This window comes from Streptomyces sp. TSRI0281 (assembly GCF_001905125.1).
Taxonomy (GTDB): Bacteria; Actinomycetota; Actinomycetes; order Streptomycetales; family Streptomycetaceae; genus Streptomyces.
Genome location: NZ_LWLE01000033.1, coordinates 85,061 through 101,022 on the forward strand (window position 1 = coordinate 85,061; position 15,962 = coordinate 101,022).

General features: G+C 68.1%; 11 protein-coding genes and 3 tRNA genes. 8 read left to right on the forward strand and 6 right to left on the reverse strand.

The genetic code is table 11. From position 1 onward, the window contains the following. Position 1 precedes the first annotated feature (1 nt). Positions 2-1,639, reverse strand: a complete 1,638-nt coding sequence (locus A6A29_RS29525; protein WP_241838716.1) for an FGGY family carbohydrate kinase — start codon at positions 1,637-1,639, stop codon at positions 2-4. An 85-nt stretch (positions 1,640-1,724) separates the two neighbouring features. Beyond that, positions 1,725-2,030: a hypothetical protein gene (locus A6A29_RS29530; RefSeq protein ID WP_073724598.1), complete on the reverse strand. Its 306-nt coding sequence runs from the start codon at positions 2,028-2,030 to the stop codon at positions 1,725-1,727. 181 nt (positions 2,031-2,211) lie between these two features. Between A6A29_RS29530 and A6A29_RS29535 the strand changes: the two genes are divergently transcribed. From A6A29_RS29535 to A6A29_RS29545, 3 genes are all read left to right on the forward strand, one after another. Further along, positions 2,212-2,284, forward strand: a tRNA-Asn gene (locus tag A6A29_RS29535). Between the two features lie 5 nt (positions 2,285-2,289). Further along, a tRNA-Asn gene (locus A6A29_RS29540) sits at positions 2,290-2,362 on the forward strand. A 223-nt stretch (positions 2,363-2,585) separates the two neighbouring features. Further along, positions 2,586-2,659 (forward strand) — tRNA-Ile (locus tag A6A29_RS29545). Positions 2,660-3,109: 450 nt separating this feature from the next. Here the strand turns inward: A6A29_RS29545 and A6A29_RS29550 are convergent. Further along, entirely contained in the window at positions 3,110-6,544 is a 3,435-nt protein-coding gene (locus tag A6A29_RS29550; RefSeq protein ID WP_241838717.1) for an NACHT domain-containing protein, read from the reverse strand. Between the two features lie 935 nt (positions 6,545-7,479). Between A6A29_RS29550 and A6A29_RS29560 the strand changes: the two genes are divergently transcribed. From A6A29_RS29560 to A6A29_RS29575, 4 genes are all read left to right on the forward strand, one after another. After that, positions 7,480-8,187, forward strand: coding sequence for a hypothetical protein (locus A6A29_RS29560; RefSeq protein ID WP_073724604.1), 708 nt, complete (start codon positions 7,480-7,482; stop codon positions 8,185-8,187). A 1-nt stretch (position 8,188) separates the two neighbouring features. Continuing rightward, positions 8,189-11,536 (forward strand): P-loop NTPase, encoded by a 3,348-nt coding sequence (locus tag A6A29_RS29565; protein ID WP_073724606.1) that lies wholly within the window; start codon positions 8,189-8,191, stop codon positions 11,534-11,536. A 764-nt stretch (positions 11,537-12,300) separates the two neighbouring features. After that, positions 12,301-12,534 (forward strand): type II toxin-antitoxin system VapB family antitoxin, encoded by a 234-nt coding sequence (locus tag A6A29_RS29570; RefSeq protein ID WP_073724608.1) that lies wholly within the window; start codon positions 12,301-12,303, stop codon positions 12,532-12,534. Next, positions 12,531-12,953 (forward strand): PIN domain nuclease, encoded by a 423-nt coding sequence (locus A6A29_RS29575; protein WP_073724610.1) that lies wholly within the window; start codon positions 12,531-12,533, stop codon positions 12,951-12,953. Before A6A29_RS29570 ends, A6A29_RS29575 begins: the two co-directional genes overlap by 4 nt. A gap of 293 nt (positions 12,954-13,246) precedes the next feature. On the opposite strand, the gene A6A29_RS29580 is transcribed toward A6A29_RS29575, so the two are convergent. From A6A29_RS29580 to A6A29_RS29590, 3 genes are read right to left on the reverse strand one after another with little or no spacing between them, the layout of a single operon-like run. Further along, a complete protein-coding gene (locus tag A6A29_RS29580; protein ID WP_073724612.1) occupies positions 13,247-14,257 on the reverse strand; it encodes an SRPBCC family protein in 1,011 nt (336 codons plus the stop codon). Between the two features lie 5 nt (positions 14,258-14,262). Continuing rightward, the gene (locus A6A29_RS45500) at positions 14,263-14,886 is read right to left on the reverse strand and encodes a hypothetical protein (protein ID WP_073724614.1); all 624 of its coding nucleotides are present in this window, start codon (positions 14,884-14,886) and stop codon (positions 14,263-14,265) included. A gap of 56 nt (positions 14,887-14,942) precedes the next feature. Then, on the reverse strand, positions 14,943-15,398 hold the full coding sequence (locus A6A29_RS29590) for an Asp23/Gls24 family envelope stress response protein (protein WP_073724616.1): 456 nt from the start codon (positions 15,396-15,398) through the stop codon (positions 14,943-14,945). A 203-nt stretch (positions 15,399-15,601) separates the two neighbouring features. On the opposite strand from A6A29_RS29590, the gene A6A29_RS29595 reads away from it, so the two are divergent. Continuing rightward, positions 15,602-15,925, forward strand: coding sequence for a gas vesicle protein GvpO (locus tag A6A29_RS29595; protein ID WP_073725433.1), 324 nt, complete (start codon positions 15,602-15,604; stop codon positions 15,923-15,925). Positions 15,926-15,962 lie beyond the last annotated feature (37 nt).

The following is a 15,962-nucleotide window of genomic DNA, read 5'->3' on the forward strand; positions in this document are numbered from 1 at the left end:
CTCAGGCCCCCGCGCCCACGTCGGCTCCGGACGCTCCGGCTCCGGAAGTCCCGGTCCCGGAGGCTCCGGTTCCGAACGCCCCGGCCCCGGACACCCCGGCCCCGGACACCCCGGCCCCGGACACCCCGGCCCCGGACACCCCGGCCCCGGACACCCCGGCCCCGGACGCTCCGGCTCCGGATGCCCCGGCCCCGGACGCTCCGGTTCCGAACGCCCCGGGATGAATCTGATCGCGCGTCGCCGCGTACTGCTGACGTACCGCCCGGCCCTCCGCCAGTTCCTCGCCCGGCTCCAGCACCTGCGCCGCCGCACCCTGCCAGGCCGGGGGAGTGCGCGGATCGAGGGTCCCCTGGGAGACCCCGAGCGCCCAGGCCGCCTGCCGTGCCGCACCGAGTGCCGCGTACTCGGCGGGCTGCGGGACGACCACCTGGGTACCGAACACCGCGGGTGCCAGTGCCCGCACGGCGGGCAGCTCGGCGGCCGCTCCCAGCAGGAACACCCGCCGCACCTCCACACCGCGCCCGCGCAGCACGTCCAGCGCGTCGGCCAGCGAGCACAGCATCCCCTCGAACGCCGCCCGCGCCAGATGCTCCGGCTTCATCGCCTCGCGCCGCAGCCCGGACAGCGTCCCCGCGGTGTGCGGCAGCTGCGGGGTGCGCTCGCCCTCCAGATACGGCAGCAGCACCAGCCCCGAGGCTCCCGGAGTCGACTTCAGCGCCAGCGCCGACAACTCCTCCAGCCCCTCCACACCCAGCATCTCCGCGGTCCCGCGCAGCGCGCGTACCGCGTTCGAGGTGTGGACCACCGGCAGATGCATCCCGGTGGCGTCGGCGAACGAGGTGATCATCCCGGTCGGGTCGGCCAGCGCCTCGTGGTGCACCGCCATCACGGACCCGGAGGCCCCCAGCGACACCACCGCATCGCCCACCGCGACCCCGAGCCCGAAGGCCGCGGCCATCGTCTCGCCGGTCCCCGCCGAGATCAGCAGCCCCTCCGGCGTCGTCCCGGCACAGTCGGCGGGGCCGAGCACCTCGGGCAGCGCCGCCTGATGTCCCAGCGCCAGCTCGACCAGATCGGGCCGGTACGAACCGGTCCCCGCCGACCAGTAGCCGGTCCCGGACGCGGCGCCCCGGTCGGTGGTCCGCCGGGCCGGTCGGCCCAGCAGCTGCCACACCAGCCAGTCGTGCGGCTGTGCGACGGCGGCGACGCGCTGGGCGTTCTCCGGCTCGGCCCGCGCCAGCCAGCGCAGCTTCGCCACCGGCTGAGCGGCCTGCGGTACGGACCCGACCGCCTCGGCCCAGGCCTGCCGCCCGCCGAGCCCGTCGATCAGGTCGGCCGCGGCGACCTGCGCCCGCCGGTCGTTGCCGAGCAGCGCCGGACGGACGAGATTGCCCTGGTGGTCCAGGGGGACGAGCCCGTGCTGCTGCGCGGACACACCGATGGCCTGCACTCCTTCGAGCAGACCGCCGGAGGCCGCCTCACCGAGTGAGAGCAGCCATGCCTGCGGGTCGACCTCGGAGGCTTTCGCCTCGACCGGATGCGCGGCATACCCCTGCCGCAGCACGGCGCCCGTGTCCGTGTCGCAGACGACGATGTGAGTGAAGGCGGAAGAACTGTCCAAGCCGGCGACTATGCCCATACCCAGATTCTGCCGCACCCCGGGACCTTTCCCGCAACCGGCGCCGACCGGCACCGGCGCCGGCACCGGTCCCGGCCCCGGATCCTCAGGTGTTGGTGGTGCCCCAGTCGTCCTCCGCGCCGTTCAGGCTGCTGCGCTCCCGCAGCGACCTGACCCGCTCGGCCACCGACGCGGGCATCTTGTCCCCGACCTTCTCGCTCACCGAGTGGTACGCCTTGCCCGCGAAGTCCCGGCCGCTGCTCGCCGCGGACTCGGCGGCGTTGCGCACCGCGGGGTTCTCGGCGAACTGACGTGCGGACTTCTTCAACTGCTCATAACGCTCGCGCCCGGCTCGCGTGCCGAGCACGTAACCGAGGGCCAGTCCGGCGATGAACGTGAGCCGGTACCGCATGGCTGCCACCCTTCCTTCGCTCCGTGCGACGTGTGCAGGCCGCCTACCCGCGCGCACCCGAGATCACCCGGAGCGATACCGATTGGCGGAGCACCCCCCTGCTTGCGCTAATGTATGTGTCGCAGCGAACGCGCGCCGCCCGGCAGCCGCCAGGTAGGTACGATTCGAGGCAACGCAGCAATCCCCTGTAGCTCAATTGGCAGAGCAGCCGGCTGTTAACCGGCAGGTTACTGGTTCGAGTCCAGTCGGGGGAGCGCGGTCCCCTGTAGCTCAATTGGCAGAGCATTCGGCTGTTAACCGGAGGGTTACTGGTTCGAGTCCAGTCGGGGGAGCGGAACGGAAGAGGACCCCTCGGGGTCCTTTTTCGTGTGCCCGCACCTGGTGCCGGGGGGGTCCGGAAGTGACACTTTCGGGTCTGCTTCGCGTCACCTGGAACCGGGCAGCGCAAAGCGCGGTCCTCATGGTCAGGCGAAGTCGACCATCCGAAGCGAGAGATCGTATGACCGGCTATGCTGCGGCAGACGGTGCGCACACATGTACGCGCCACGCCGAAACGGGGCGGTAGCTCAGCCGGTTAGAGCAGCGGACTCATAATCCGTCGGCCGTGGGTTCGAGTCCCACCCGCCCCACCGAGCGCCCCAGGCAGAATCGATTCTGACCTGGGGAAACGCGTTTTTCGGGGGCGTTTCGCGTGTGGCGGTCGCCTCGCGGCGGTGTGGCGAACGGGGGGGCCTTCGCGCGCCGAGGTGAGCTCTGAATGGGCTTTGACCTGGAGTTTTGTAGCGACGCCTCCGTGGGAGCGTTGTGGAACGGTCCCACGGCTGTTGGGGGAGGCGCCGTACTCCGCTCGCCCGGCGTCACGTGATGTTGCTCCTTCCGTACCTGTCGGAGCGGATCAGGCTGGACGAGGTCGACCGTGAGCATCGGGTGGGATCAGGCGGACAGACTCCTGTGCCGCACAGAGTCAAAGTGTGGGTCGCATCGTTCGTACCCTTCATGATTGGAAATCTGCGCGACCGCCCGCTCGTTTCTGATGGTGGTCGGCTCCGCCCGACCCGACGCGCGGCATCGTTCCTGGCTCACTCCTCAGGGCGAGGGCGCACGCCGTCGTCACATCCCAGACAGTCTTCGGTATCGAGGGCCTGGACCGTCCGACAGTGGTTGCAACTCCAGTGCGTCGGGGCGGGTGTGGCCTGATGCGCATCTTTCGGACGGACCGACAGGTCCGCGTCCCGGCGCAGCATCTTCTCGATCGAACCGTTGGGGTCGAGGCGCGGTATGGCGGAGATCAGCAACCTTGCTGCCCATCGGTGGTCTGCCGAATCAGATGAAGCGGCCCACGCGAGAAGCGAAGGACGCCTATCGCCCGAGGTCATAATGGCGACGGCGTGAAAGAGGCCTGCCCGGTAGCGAGGCCAGGCGGTCATATCCCGGTCGACCAGCTTCTGACCGTCCCACGGAACGTGACCTCCCTCCAGGTTAATCAGTACGTTCGCTGCCGACCACGCCATCCACGAGGAGTCTGCTTCTAGAGACGCCAGCAACGCCGTCTGCTGGGCGTCCGTGAGGATCTGCCCGATACCTGGGAGCAGCGACGGCTCGACCAGGGGCGGTGTGCTCGCGAAGAGCCATTCGTCCAGCAGAGGACCGGGCTCGGTGATCTGCTGGAGGCGATGCGCCTGGGCTGCCACGGTCGCCTTGTCGATGCCGTATGCGTCCGCCGTCGCGTCGAGCCACGCCCGGCGCTTGGCCGCGCTGACGTGGGCGAAGGCGCGATCGATCTCGCTCGCCGGAGAATCGGAATATCCGGTCGCCGCGAGAAGGTCGCCGAGGGCGGTGAGCGACCAGAAGTCCCCGTTTGTGGGCTCTGGGCACGGGGCGTGCAGTGCCACGAGGTCTGAGAGGAGGGCCGCCCTGTCGTCCAACGCGCCGGACGCCCAGTTCCGCAGCCCGGCAGCGAGGTTCCCCCAACGCCGACGCGTGTCGAATCCCGTGCGCGCGAGTGCGGCGTAGATCCTTTCGGCGTAGCGCCCCGGCACGTGCTGCGCGAGGGCGAAGACGCGCTCACCGGCGTCGTCGGGAAGCTCACCGAGATGTTCGGCTGCGCCCAAGGCGACTCGGTCCAGCCCCGGTGCCAGGCGGCCTCCGCCGACCATTTCCCAGCTGCGCCGGCTTTTCCGAACCATCTCGGGGTCCTGTGGCAGAGGAAGGGTCAGTACCGCGCGGAGCGATTCGACATCCATCCTGCTCAGGGGGGAGGCGTCCGTGCGCGCGTCCGTCAGTGCGCACAGGGTCCGGGCGATCGACTTTGCGGTGGCGTCGAGCTCGGGCAGGTCGACAAGGCCCGCTCGGCGTCGCCGCGCCGTCGGCGGGAGGGCCAGCAGACACGCGGCCTCCACAAAGGGCCAGGGTCCTGCATCGCGCGTTTTGTCCCACAACTTCGGGAGGAACTTCGGTGTTTCGCTAGGGCCACGTGAGGGGATTGGTTCGCCCACGAGCGCGCCGAGGGCTCCGTCTGTCAGCTGACCCAGAGCCCGTTCCATCTTGTCGTCGGAAAGAGTCACGATCCCACGCTCTGCGAGATCGGCCACCATGAGGGTGGCCTCCCGCCGTGTCTCGCCGACGTCTAGTAGAGCCTCTGCCGTACGGGGATCGAGTCCGGCAGCGAGTGTGATCGCTCCGTCAGAGTCCGTGTGGACGACGGCAAGGCGCAGCCAGCCTCGCAGTTCCTCGGCCCCGCACGAGCGCGCCCACATGGCCGTGGCGATCTCGGCGAAGACCTTACTCCGGGCGGTGAGTTCGCCCGCGCCGTTGACCACGAACACGGCCACGTGCTCGTCCCAGAACCGGAGAACGTGCTCCGCCACTTCCCCGGCCGCAGCGGGCGGCATGGCCCATCGCAGCGGATCCCGCAGCATGCTGGTTAGGGACTCGACGGCGCGTGCGGTCGGAGGGGTCGCCCCGCCGACGAGGAGCTGTCCGAGCGTGACGAACCCGTCGAGGAGCATGCCAGTGGTCAATGCAGGTGACCAGGGCCGGGCCGGGGTGAGAGTCCCACGCAACCGCTCCCACCGGTCGACGGACTGTTCCACTGCGCGGTGCAACAGCGCTGCTCGCCCCTTGGGGAGCTCAGCGTCCGACGCGTTCGCGCAGACGAGAGCGAGCAGAGAGGCGAGCAGTGGCACCGCGAGCAGATGCGCGTGCTCCTCCTTCGCGTCCTCCATCCAGGCACGTCGCGTCGTTAGGAAGGCCGCTTGCTCTGGTTCGGGAATCCGTGCCTCGGCACACGCGACGAGGACGCTATCGACCGTCGCGTCGAGGTTGCGTGGAGGCGCGAGCTCGACGCGGGGCAAGCCGAGCCGGGCAGCAGCTCCCTGCGCGTTCACCCGGGTCGTCACCACGAACCCACAGGAGGGATGGAGGGCCGTGAGGATCTCTTCGAGTTGCTGCGCGACCCAAGGGGCCCGCGCCCCGCATTCGTCGAGCCCGTCACAGAGGAGGAGTGCGCGCCCCCGGACAATCTCCTCCTGGAGGTATGCGGCGAGCGGCGCCCGGTTCGCGTCCGGCAGGGTGTCCGCCACGGCGTCGACGACCAAGCTCTCGACGGTCAGACGTCCCGGCTGGCCCTTCAGTAGGCGCGGCAGTGAGATGAGGATCGGGACGGGGGCGTCGGCGCAGCTGGCGCAATGAGCCGCGATCTCCCGTATCGCCACTGACTTCCCTGAGCCAGGCTGCCCCACGATGAGCATGCGGCGCCAACGCCTCAGGTACCGGAGGAGGGAAGAGGGGGCGCGCTCGCCCTCCACGGCGATCTGGAGGGAGCCGATGAGGTCCTCTACGACGAGGGGCGCGAGGTCCTCGGCGAGCAGGCTGAGGTCGATCCGCCCGGCCTCAGAGATGAGCCGGGTGCGGTACGCGTCGACAGCGTTCCGACGAGAGGCCAGGCGCGTCGCCACCGGACCCTCCTGGTCCGGGAGCACGGTCACCCCGGCGGCGGTCAGGGCAGCGACCCACTCCTCAGCGGAACTTCCGAGAGCCTCGCCCGCCTGCCGGTGGAAGAAGTCGGCCAAGGTGCTCACGGCACGGCGCCCCTGCGCGTCCGCGACCACGAGGTCCATCAGCGCCGCCAGAAGGTCCCTGTGCGATGCCGGTCCGGTCGAGCCGGGTAGGTGAAGGACACGCGCCCGTTCGAGGATGAGCCCGCTGATCTGCGACGGAATCCGGTCGACAAGGAGTGCGAGGGCTCTGGACTCGTCACCGGTTTCCATGCGTAGGCCCGCACGGTGGCGCCGCAGAGCCCGATCGAGGTTCTTTACCGGCCCGACGAGTTCCTCCCCGGCGATAACCAGAAGGTCGTCAGGACCAAGTGTCGGAACCTGTCCCACCCACCCCGTCAGCGTCTCCTCCAGGGGACGCCCCCGGTCGATCTTCCGCTTCGCGGAAACGTAGGCGCGACGGCCGTCGGAGAAGGTGACACGGATATCGTCGGTCGGGTCGCTGGTCTCGAAGTCCAACCGGACGGGCCACACCCCTGCGGGTACGTCCAGCCCCGACACAGGGCGGCTACGGAGCCCGTGTACGGCCAGGTGCGCTGCCAGTTCGCACCGGAAGACACTGCCTACCTCCCCGGCCTGCCCCGCCCTGCTCACTCCGACCGCACCCCGTCCGCCTGACCCAGACTCAACCGGGCCTCCGGCGGAGCACCGCCCATGCTAAGCCGTCACGCCGAGGGGCGAGGGCGGGACGAGGACGGTTCCCGGCAAGCTCTAAAGCCTTCCGGCAGCACAAGATCCGCGAGGAGAGACAGGCGCTCCGGCACCACGCCGGCGATCTGCGCATACAGGTCCTCCCACGGGCCCCAGCTCAGCGCCTCGATCAGTACGAGGCGTCCCTGTGGGCAGGGGCCGAGTGCCTGGGCGATAGCTGCCATCGCCTTGCCGCGGTGCCCGGGCGCGGTGAGGGCGTCGGCCAAGGCGCGGGCCGTCTCGCGGGCGCCCGTCCGGCAAAGCGCCTTGACGACGGCCGGCGTGGCCGCCTCGTGTCGCGGCTGGCCAGATCTATCGCCGACGGATAGACAAGCACACGAAGCTCCTGGCGGACACGGGTGATCTTGGCCGAGAATCCGGCCCCCAGGATCTTCGTCGTTGGGTAACCGTGCCCAACTCGCGTCCAACCGCAGTCAAAGCGAGGCCCTGCCCCTGGAGGTCGCCCTCCACGGCACCCCGATACCTCGTCGAACACAACGTTGTGGCCAATGCCGACCCCGAGGCCGACGACGCCAGACCGACGGCACGTCGCTCGACGGCGGCTCTTGCGTGCCACCCTGGAGCGCTGTCCTGGAACGTGATCCGCCTGGCAGGACTGTCTTGGAGTAATCAGCTCGATGTGATGCAGCATCACATCGGCCCTCGGTATATGTAGGATTTCACGTACCTGAGGGGGTGGGGGCTTGGCCGAGCAGGTGACACAGCAGGAGGACGCCGAGCGGGATCGGGTTCTGGAAGCAGTGCTTGGCCCGATCAGTGAGGCGTATTACTCGGAAAGCGTCCGCTCGGGGAGCGGCGCGCGGCTGCGGGCCCAGGCCGCGCAATCCACAGTCACGCTCTTCGCAGGCGGACTGGTGGCGACACTGGCCTTCACCGGGCTCGCCGACCGCCCCGCCGTCACCCGCGCCTTCGCGGTCGCCGCCATTCTGTTCTGGCTGGTCGCGGCCTTCCTCTACGTGCTGGCCGTCGCCACGCTGCCTAAGTTCGACCCGACGGACACGGCTTATGTCACTCGGCGTATCGATCTTGTTAATGAGGTGCTCAAACGCGGAAAGAAAGAGGCTGAACATGTCGATTCCTGGCAGAAAAGGGCGAGTTGGGTCGTAGGTGCCGCACTTCTGATCACTCTTGTCACTTATGCGCTGGCGCTGGGTTACGGCCCGAAGAAGGAGACGGTCTCCGGTGCTGTCCTGCTCCGTCCCGCCTACGCACAGCAGTTGCGGCCACTCTGCGGTTCCTTGCCTCACCGCGTGGAAGGCATGGTCGACACGAGCACTCTCAAAGGGCCCTTCGTGCGGATCGAACTGGCTGCCGGAGCGTGCGGCAGCAAGGTCGCCGTACTGCAGGTCCCACGGTCAGAGGTGACCGGTATGAGGCTCGAAGGAGATTGAGGTGCCCATCGTGTTCCATGTGTTGTGTGTCGGTCCACGGATGGATCCCGCTGGTGTCCCGTCCTGCCTGGACGGCCTGCGGGCGGCCGGGGGGGAGGTCGACGCCCTGGTCGTGCTCGGCACCGCCGGTGGGGACACCGGATATCCGGTGGCGACCGACCTGATCGACGGGCTCCTGTACGCCTGTCTGGATGCCGGGCAGGCTGAGGTGCCTCCGGTGGTGGTCGTCCCCGGTTTCGGTGACGTCTCGCCCGTGGCCCCGAGAGGCGTGCTGGTGGACGCCGTGACCCGGAACTGGGCGGAGTACGCCCCCGCCCTGCTGGCGGGTGAAGATCAGGGCATCGTCAATCTGCTGCGGACCGGCCCGTTCGCCGCTTTTGAGGGCTGGGCCGCCCGGTTCCGTACCGACCTGACCGGATGGCACCACGGCCTGCTGCCCGGCGAGGGTTCGCTGCGCTTGGAGCGGGACGGCCGGTCGCTCGGCCTGGTGGCTGGCAACTCGGTCTTCCGGATGATCACCGCGGAATCGGGCGCGGACCTCGTGACGCTGTCTCGCGAGCAGTTGTCCCACGCGGTCGACGGCCGGTACGAGGACTGGGCCGGGAGCAACGCGCTTAACCTGCTGCTGGCCGGCCACGCCGCAGGGCTCCCCGCCGACCTGGACCTGGCGGCGGCAGGCACGTTGCCCGTGGCGGCGGACCCCGCGAGCGGCACGTGGACGGCCCTGCCCGACCTGCGTAACCGCAGCCACCGGCTGCTGCGGATCGAGTGTGACAGGGATGCCCCGACCCGCGTGCTGGACTGCGCGGCGGCCGGTGCCCCGGAGCTGATCACTTTGCCGAGCCGCGCGCGTCTCGTGGCGCCCGCTCCCCGCCCCCGGCTACGGGCCGAAGAGTACGACGAGGCGGCGGCGGTCAAATCGTTCTACGAACAGATGTCCACGGGGCGCGCCGTGCTCGTCATCGCCTCGGGGCTGCACAGCCCCGGCGGGCCCGTTGAGGTGGACGGGTTCCACCGGCGCCTCGTCGACGAGTTGTACGGTGAGACGCCGGGGATGACACCGCCGTTGGCCGAGGTTTGGTCGGCGGCCCGCGACCGGCTCGACCCGGGCGTGCTCGACGGCCACGTACGGATGCTGCGTGCAGAGGCCGGAGCGGTCTTGCCGGGGCTGTCGCGGCTGCTTCAGGCACCGTGGTGGCAGGTGTATGACTTCACCGCCTCGGGGGTGCTGGAGGAGGCCTGCCGCGGCGACGCGGCACTCGGCGAGACGGTCGAACCGGTCGATGCCCGCACCGATTACGCGCCGGGTCAGACCAACCGCCTCAGGGTGGTGGCGATGCACGGCAACGCACGCGACGGCTCGGGCTCGGTGGACTTCGGCGTGCCCACGGAGGCGGGGGGCGACCCGCGGTCGTTGTGGTTCCAGCGCCTGAAGTCCGAACTTTTGGAGCGCCCGGCTGTCTTCATGGCCGCCTCGCCGAGCAGCCCGGCCTTGTGGGCGGCGCTCGAGCACGCTGCGCTGGAGGAGAACGCGGACCGCTATCCCCTCTTCGTGGTCGCACCGCCCGGCAGCGCCGGCGAGCAGGCGAGGATGCGCCTCAAGGGAGTCGTCCACATCCAGCAGTCGCCCGAGGAGTTCGCGGCCCGGCGGCTGCAGTCCAACGTGCAGTCGCTGAAGGACGGGAAGCAGCGGGTGGTGGAGCTGCGCTCGGCGACCCGCCAGGGTACAGGGATCAGCCTGGTCTCCTCGCTGCTGGACAGCGCGCGCAAGGGCAGCAGCGACTTCCTGAAGGGGAGCGACCCCACCTGGGGCGACATCAAGGGCGGCTTCGCGGCCAAACTCTCGGTCCTGGACCGTATCCAGGCCGGGGCAAGGAAGAACGGCCGGGGGAAGTACCCGGTGGTCCTGGTGGAGGGGCGGGCTGGCACGGGCAAGACGACGGCACTGATGCACCACGCCTACCGACTGCACCGGGAGGGCCGTACCGTCGGGTGGATCGACCGGGACACCGACATTCCGCTTTCCGAGATCAAGAGGCAGGCGAGCCGCATAGAGTTTGACACGATCATCGTCGATGACGTCGACATCTTCGGTAGCCGGGCCGCTTCGCTTCTAGCGAGCCTGAGCGACGGCGGCCGCACCCAGGTCATTGCTGCGATCCGGACCACCCGGGTGAGGGAACTGGACGCTACCTTCAGCCCGAAGGTGGTCTCCGCCGACGAGCCGCTGAGCGACGACGACCTAGGCTCGGTGGTGAAGGTCCTCAGGAAGCACGGACTGCTGGGATTGCTCAAGGAGTACAAGTGGCCGCCCCGCGCCAGGATGGAGAAGCTCCGCGACCTCTGCGAACGCAGCCTGCTTGCGGCGATGATCCATGTGGTGTCCGGAAAGTCCTTCGAGGACAAGGTTCGCAGTGACTTCGACGACCTACCGGTCGAGGAGCGGGCGATCTACTCGGTGATGTGCGTCCTGGAAGCGGACCAGGTCTACAAGCGGCGGGGCATGGAGCAGGAGGATCTACTTAGTGTTATGACGCCGACGGTGTCCATGGCGCGTACCAAGCGCGGCATCGAGGAGTTGGTCCGGTCGAAGTACCTAGTCCGAGGAGAGGGCGGCGCGCTGTACTGCCGTCACCGGACCATCGCCGACCAGGTGGTCGGCTCCGTTCTGAAGAGCATGCCCGACTCCCTGGCGATGGCCGTGCGGCTGCCCCTCCAGTTCTACGCGGGGCAGGCGCGGCACATCCGGGACCTTGACAACCCCTACCGCCGCATCATGATCCGGCTGCTCAATCACACGATGATGCGCAAGCTCGGGCTCGGACCGGTCCTCGTGCAGGCCATCTACGACTCGGTGCTTGACGAACTCGGGGACGACTTCCACTACTGGCTCCAACGTGGGGAGTACGAGCTGGAACGCGGCGATCTCGGCGTCGCGCAAAACCATCTGGAGTCGGCCCGGGGCTGTCCGGGAGGTGCCGACGACTTCAAGGTGAGCACCGCCTGGGGCGCCATCCGTCTGTCCCGGTCGGCACAACGGCCGGAGGACAACGAACTGCGGACCAAGGCGCTGGAGGCGGTCGACGTCCTGGAGTTGGTCACCGTGAAGCACGGCGGCGCGTCCCCGCACACATTCGCGGTCCTGTCGAAGCGGGGCACTGAGTGGCTTGAGGCTGTCCAGCCGCTACTGAGCACCCACGAACTGTCGGATCTGGCACGGAGGATCACTGACGTCATGGAGAAGGGCCGGGAGGCCTGCCGTGACAACCACACCTTCCTGGATGTGGCGGACCGGTACGCGCCGAGAATGACCAGGCTCTTCGAACGAGCCCGAGGTGTGCCGCTGTAACGGCCGGGACCGCTGCTGGGCCACCCGCCACGAACTGCCCGAGGGCAGGTACGCCGACTAATACGGAGACAGCCTGTTGCACTGGAACCGGTATATCCCCGTCCGCTCGGCCGCTGGTCAACATGGCCGAGGACACGGAGAGTAGTGCTGTCGATATGAGTGCATCGCTCTGGGTGTTCGCGTCTAGCGTGCCGCTTGGTCTGGTCTCGTAGTGCTGGTAGGGCTCATCGGGTGAGTCGTCCAAGAGGTGCTGGGCTCAGCCGCGGCGTTGGGGACGTGGTGTGGCGAACGCCTAACCGAACCCGATCCGAGCGGGATCGAGGGGGATGCAGCCGGATGGAAACGGGTGGCTATGTCCGTTGTTTTGGCATCGTCGCAGGTGAGAGGCGTCACGCTTTTGGGTTCGAGTCCCACCCGCCCCACCGAGCGCCCCAGGCAGAATCGATTCTGACCTGGGGAAACGCGTTTTTCGGGGGCGTTCTGCGTGCGGCGGACGCCTCGCGGAAGTACGGCGAACGTGAGCCTTCGCGCATCAAAGACGGCCCGGCACGGCTTTGACCTGGGATCTTGTAGTGATGTCGCCGTGGCAGCGTCGCGGAACAGTCCCACGGCCGTTGAGGGAGACGTCGCACCAACCTCACGGCATCAGCCCGACATTGCCCCTCACCGCCTGGTCTGCCTCGTGTGCAACGAGCTGCCGCCGTGAATGTTGGTGAAATATCATAGTTATGTACATCATGGACTCGCGGTGAGGGGTGGCTGGTATGTCTGTGACCCAGGTCGATCTCGATGACGAGGCGCTGGCCGAGGCGATGCGGCTCATGGGTGTTTCGACGAAGAAGGAGACGGTCAACGGGGCTCTGCGGGACTACGTGGCGCGCATCAAGCGGCTGGAGGCTGCCGAGAAGCTGGCCGCGCGTGGTGAGCGGGGCGAGTTCGAGGCTGCCGCTGCGGCGCATGCAGCTGCCAAGCGCGCCCGGCGGGCAGCCTTCGAGTGATCACGTACCTCCTCGACACGTCCGCCCTGTGGCACCTCTTCCGTACGCCGGGGGCGTTGCGGCCCTGGGAAGGGCACATCGTCGCCGGCGTGTTCCATGTCTGCGAGCCCACGAGGGCGGAGTTCCTCTACTCGGCCACGAGCCCGGCCCATCGGGACGAGTTGGCCGAAGAGGTGGATGACCTCTGTCATTTCTCGCCGGTTCCCAAGAACGCGTGGCGCTGGGTCGAAACCGCGCAGTACAAGCTCACCCAGCGAGCGCGGCACCGTGCCGCCGGATCCATCGACCTCTTGGTGTGTGCGACAGCGGTCCATCACGGTCACACGGTGCTCCACGTGGACAACGACTTCGCCACGGTGGCGACGGTTCTCAAGGAAGTGCAGCAGCGGGACGTACGCGGCCACCCATCCGACCTGTAGGACTTTTTGGCGGTGAGACCGGCGACCGTACGGATAAGTTCCCCCGGGTCACCCGTCGACGCTCGCTGCGGTCCGGCGCGCATAAGCGCGGCGACGGCCTGACCGCGACACCGGACTTATGGGCAGGGGCCCATCGTCCTGGAGAGTGATGCGGCGAGGGCGCTCAGGGGTGTTCGGCGCGGCTGACCACCAGCTCGCCCTTGTTCTCGCTGTCGTCCAGCCGGCAGACCCGACTCACCGCGCGGACTGCTGGTAGTCGCCGCCGAGATAGGCCTGTCCTGGCAGCTTGGCTCTCACTTCTCCTCGTCCTCGTCCTCGTCCTCCTCGTCCTCCTCCTCGTCCTCCTCCTCGTCCTCCTCCTCGTCCTCCTCGTCCTCCTCCTCCGGTTCGTCCTCGTCCTCGTAGTCGTCTTGGTCCTCGGACTCGTCCTCGTCCTCCGGCTCGTCGTACTCTTCGTCGCCAGTTCCGTCGGATTCGTCCTCGTCTTCGAGGCCCTCCTCGTGGCTGCGGACGACTTCACCGTCGCGGATCTCGCCGCGCCAGCCTTCGACGTCCTCGTCCTCCGTGAGAGTGGCGTACCGCTGGAAGTGCTTGAGGTCCAGACGCAGCCGCCGGCCCTGCGCACGCCAGATGTTGCCGGTCTTCTCGAAGAATCCGGACGGCGTGTACTCGACGACAGCGATGACGCGGGTCAGATTGGGCGCCAGTTCGTGGAAGGTGATGGCGCCATGAGTCGTGCCTTTGGCGCCTTCGGATGTCCAGACGATGCGGTCGTCGGGCACCTGCTCCTGCACCGTGGCCTTCCAACTACGGCTGGAAAAAGCGACCTTGAGCTTCCAGTCGCTCTCGATCTCATCCGATTGGGAGACGCTGGTGACGCCCTTGGTGAAGGAATTGAACTCGTCGAGCTCGGTCCACCGGTCGTACACCGCACGCAGGGGTTTCCCGACGTCGATGACCTCGACGATGTTCGTCACCTTGGTGTTGCCGGATTTCCCGCCTCCGCCGCCGAAAGCGTTCTTGACCGAATCCACGGCCTTGTCCTTCATCGCGCCGGCTTTCTCGCCCACGAAGGCCTTGACCGGGTTCTCACCCCCGAGTACCCGCTTCCCGACGTCGAGGAGCCCCCCGCCCCCGCTGCCTTCGTCTGTGTCCCCAGAGCCCTGCGCGAGTTCGGTGAGTTTCCCGCCGGCGGACTCCAGCAGTCGCTGCCCTTGGGCCCCCACATAGGCGGACAGTTGCTCCTTGACCTGGTCCAGGCCGGACGGGCTCGTGTCCGTGGCGTCGTCCTCCTGCTTGGCCATGAGAGCTACCTCCTACGGCTGGCGCGGTTCGCGGTCTTCTTCGCAGCAGCCTTCTTCGGCGGCGGCTTCTTGGCAGGCTTCTTGGCCGCCGTTTTCTTGGCCGCGGTCTTCTTCGCCGCGGTCTTCTTGGCGGGCGCCTTCTTGGCGTGCGCCTTCTTCGCTGTCGGGCGTTTCGCCGGACGACGGGGGCGCTTCTCCTCTTCCTCCTCAGGCTCCTCTCCTTCCTCGGGCTCCTCTTCTTCCTCGGACTCTTCTTCTTCCTCGGGCTCTTCCTCGTCCGAGATTTCCTCGGCTTCTTCTTCCTCCTCGTCCAGTCCTCCGAGCAGCGCCTCGGTCCGCTGCTGGAGCGCATCGGCGACTGCTTCGAGGCGGCGGTTCGCCGACGCGGACAGCGCCGCCCGCCCGGCGTCCAGCACTTCGCCCCGTGCCTGCTCCATCAGCGGCGCCACCGCAGGATTCTCGGCCAGCTTGCGGGCGCCCAGGGTGACGAGCTCCCGTGGATTGAGTGGCAGTTGTTGTCCCACCACGAGAGAAGCGAGGCCGAGCGCCAGCTTCCCCTTCTTGGTTCGGCCGAGGACATAGCCTGCCGCCACGGCGGCGGCGAGCGCGACCTTCTTGCTGTCTTCCATGAGTGCCTCGCAAACGCTGGGATATGGGGTGCGTGCCCTTTCAGGCGACGGGAGCGCTAACGGACCCGCGCGCTTCGGCCACTGCTGTCCTCGTCATCGCTTTCGTCGTCCGATCCGGGCAGGTGGACGTCGGACACCTTGATGTTGATCTCGACGACTTCCAGGCCCGTCATCGTCTCCACCGCGTCCGTCACACGTGTGCGGATCTCTTTCGCCGCATCCGCGATGGGTTCGCCGTATTCCACGATGACGTCCAGGTCGATCGCGGCCTGCGTCTCGCCGACTTCGACCTTGATTCCCCTGCCGGGGTCGGATGATTTGGACATCCTGTCCCGTACGGATCCCAGTGCCCGCGAGGTGGTGCCGCCCACGGCGTAGATTCCGTCGGTCTCGCGTACCGCGATGCCCGCGATGGTCGCGACGACGGCGTCGGCGATGGTGGTGGTGCCGCGTGTTCCCCCACCGCCCCTGTTCGTATCGGAAGCGCTGCCGGTGATATCGGTGCTGGCCATCGAGATCCTCCAGAGAGAAGAGGGGGGGGGTGTCTGCGAGCGGCACGAGGATGCTGCAGCAAGCCGCTGATCCGCATCGCGTTGCGCGCTCTCCCTCCAATGTCCTCCGCCCTCCAGCAAGCCGCCATTCGTGTGCTTCCCGGTGGCCCCGTTCGGTCGATCACCGCATGCGGAGCTGCCGTCCGGTGCACAGACTGGTGAACATGCCAGAGCAGCGTGCCGGGCAAGCCCGGACCTCCCGATCCACTCGTTCCTCTGCCGGCAAAGAGCAAGTAAAGGGTGCGGAGGAGGCGGCCGAACGCGCATGTCAGAGCCTGAAACGGCTGATCAGGCACAGAGCCGAAGGCGTCTCTGCCATCTCGCGGACCGACGACGGCTGGCATGTCGACGTGGATGTGCTCGAACTTCCGCGCATTCCCGATACCACCAGCCTGCTGGCCACGTACGAAGTGGACCTCGACGAGGACGGCTCGCTGCTGCAGTACCGCAGAGTCCGTCGATACCGCCGTGGTCAGGCGGACACGTGAGCGCCCGGCACAAGAGCCAATCCGGAGAGACGGTCAT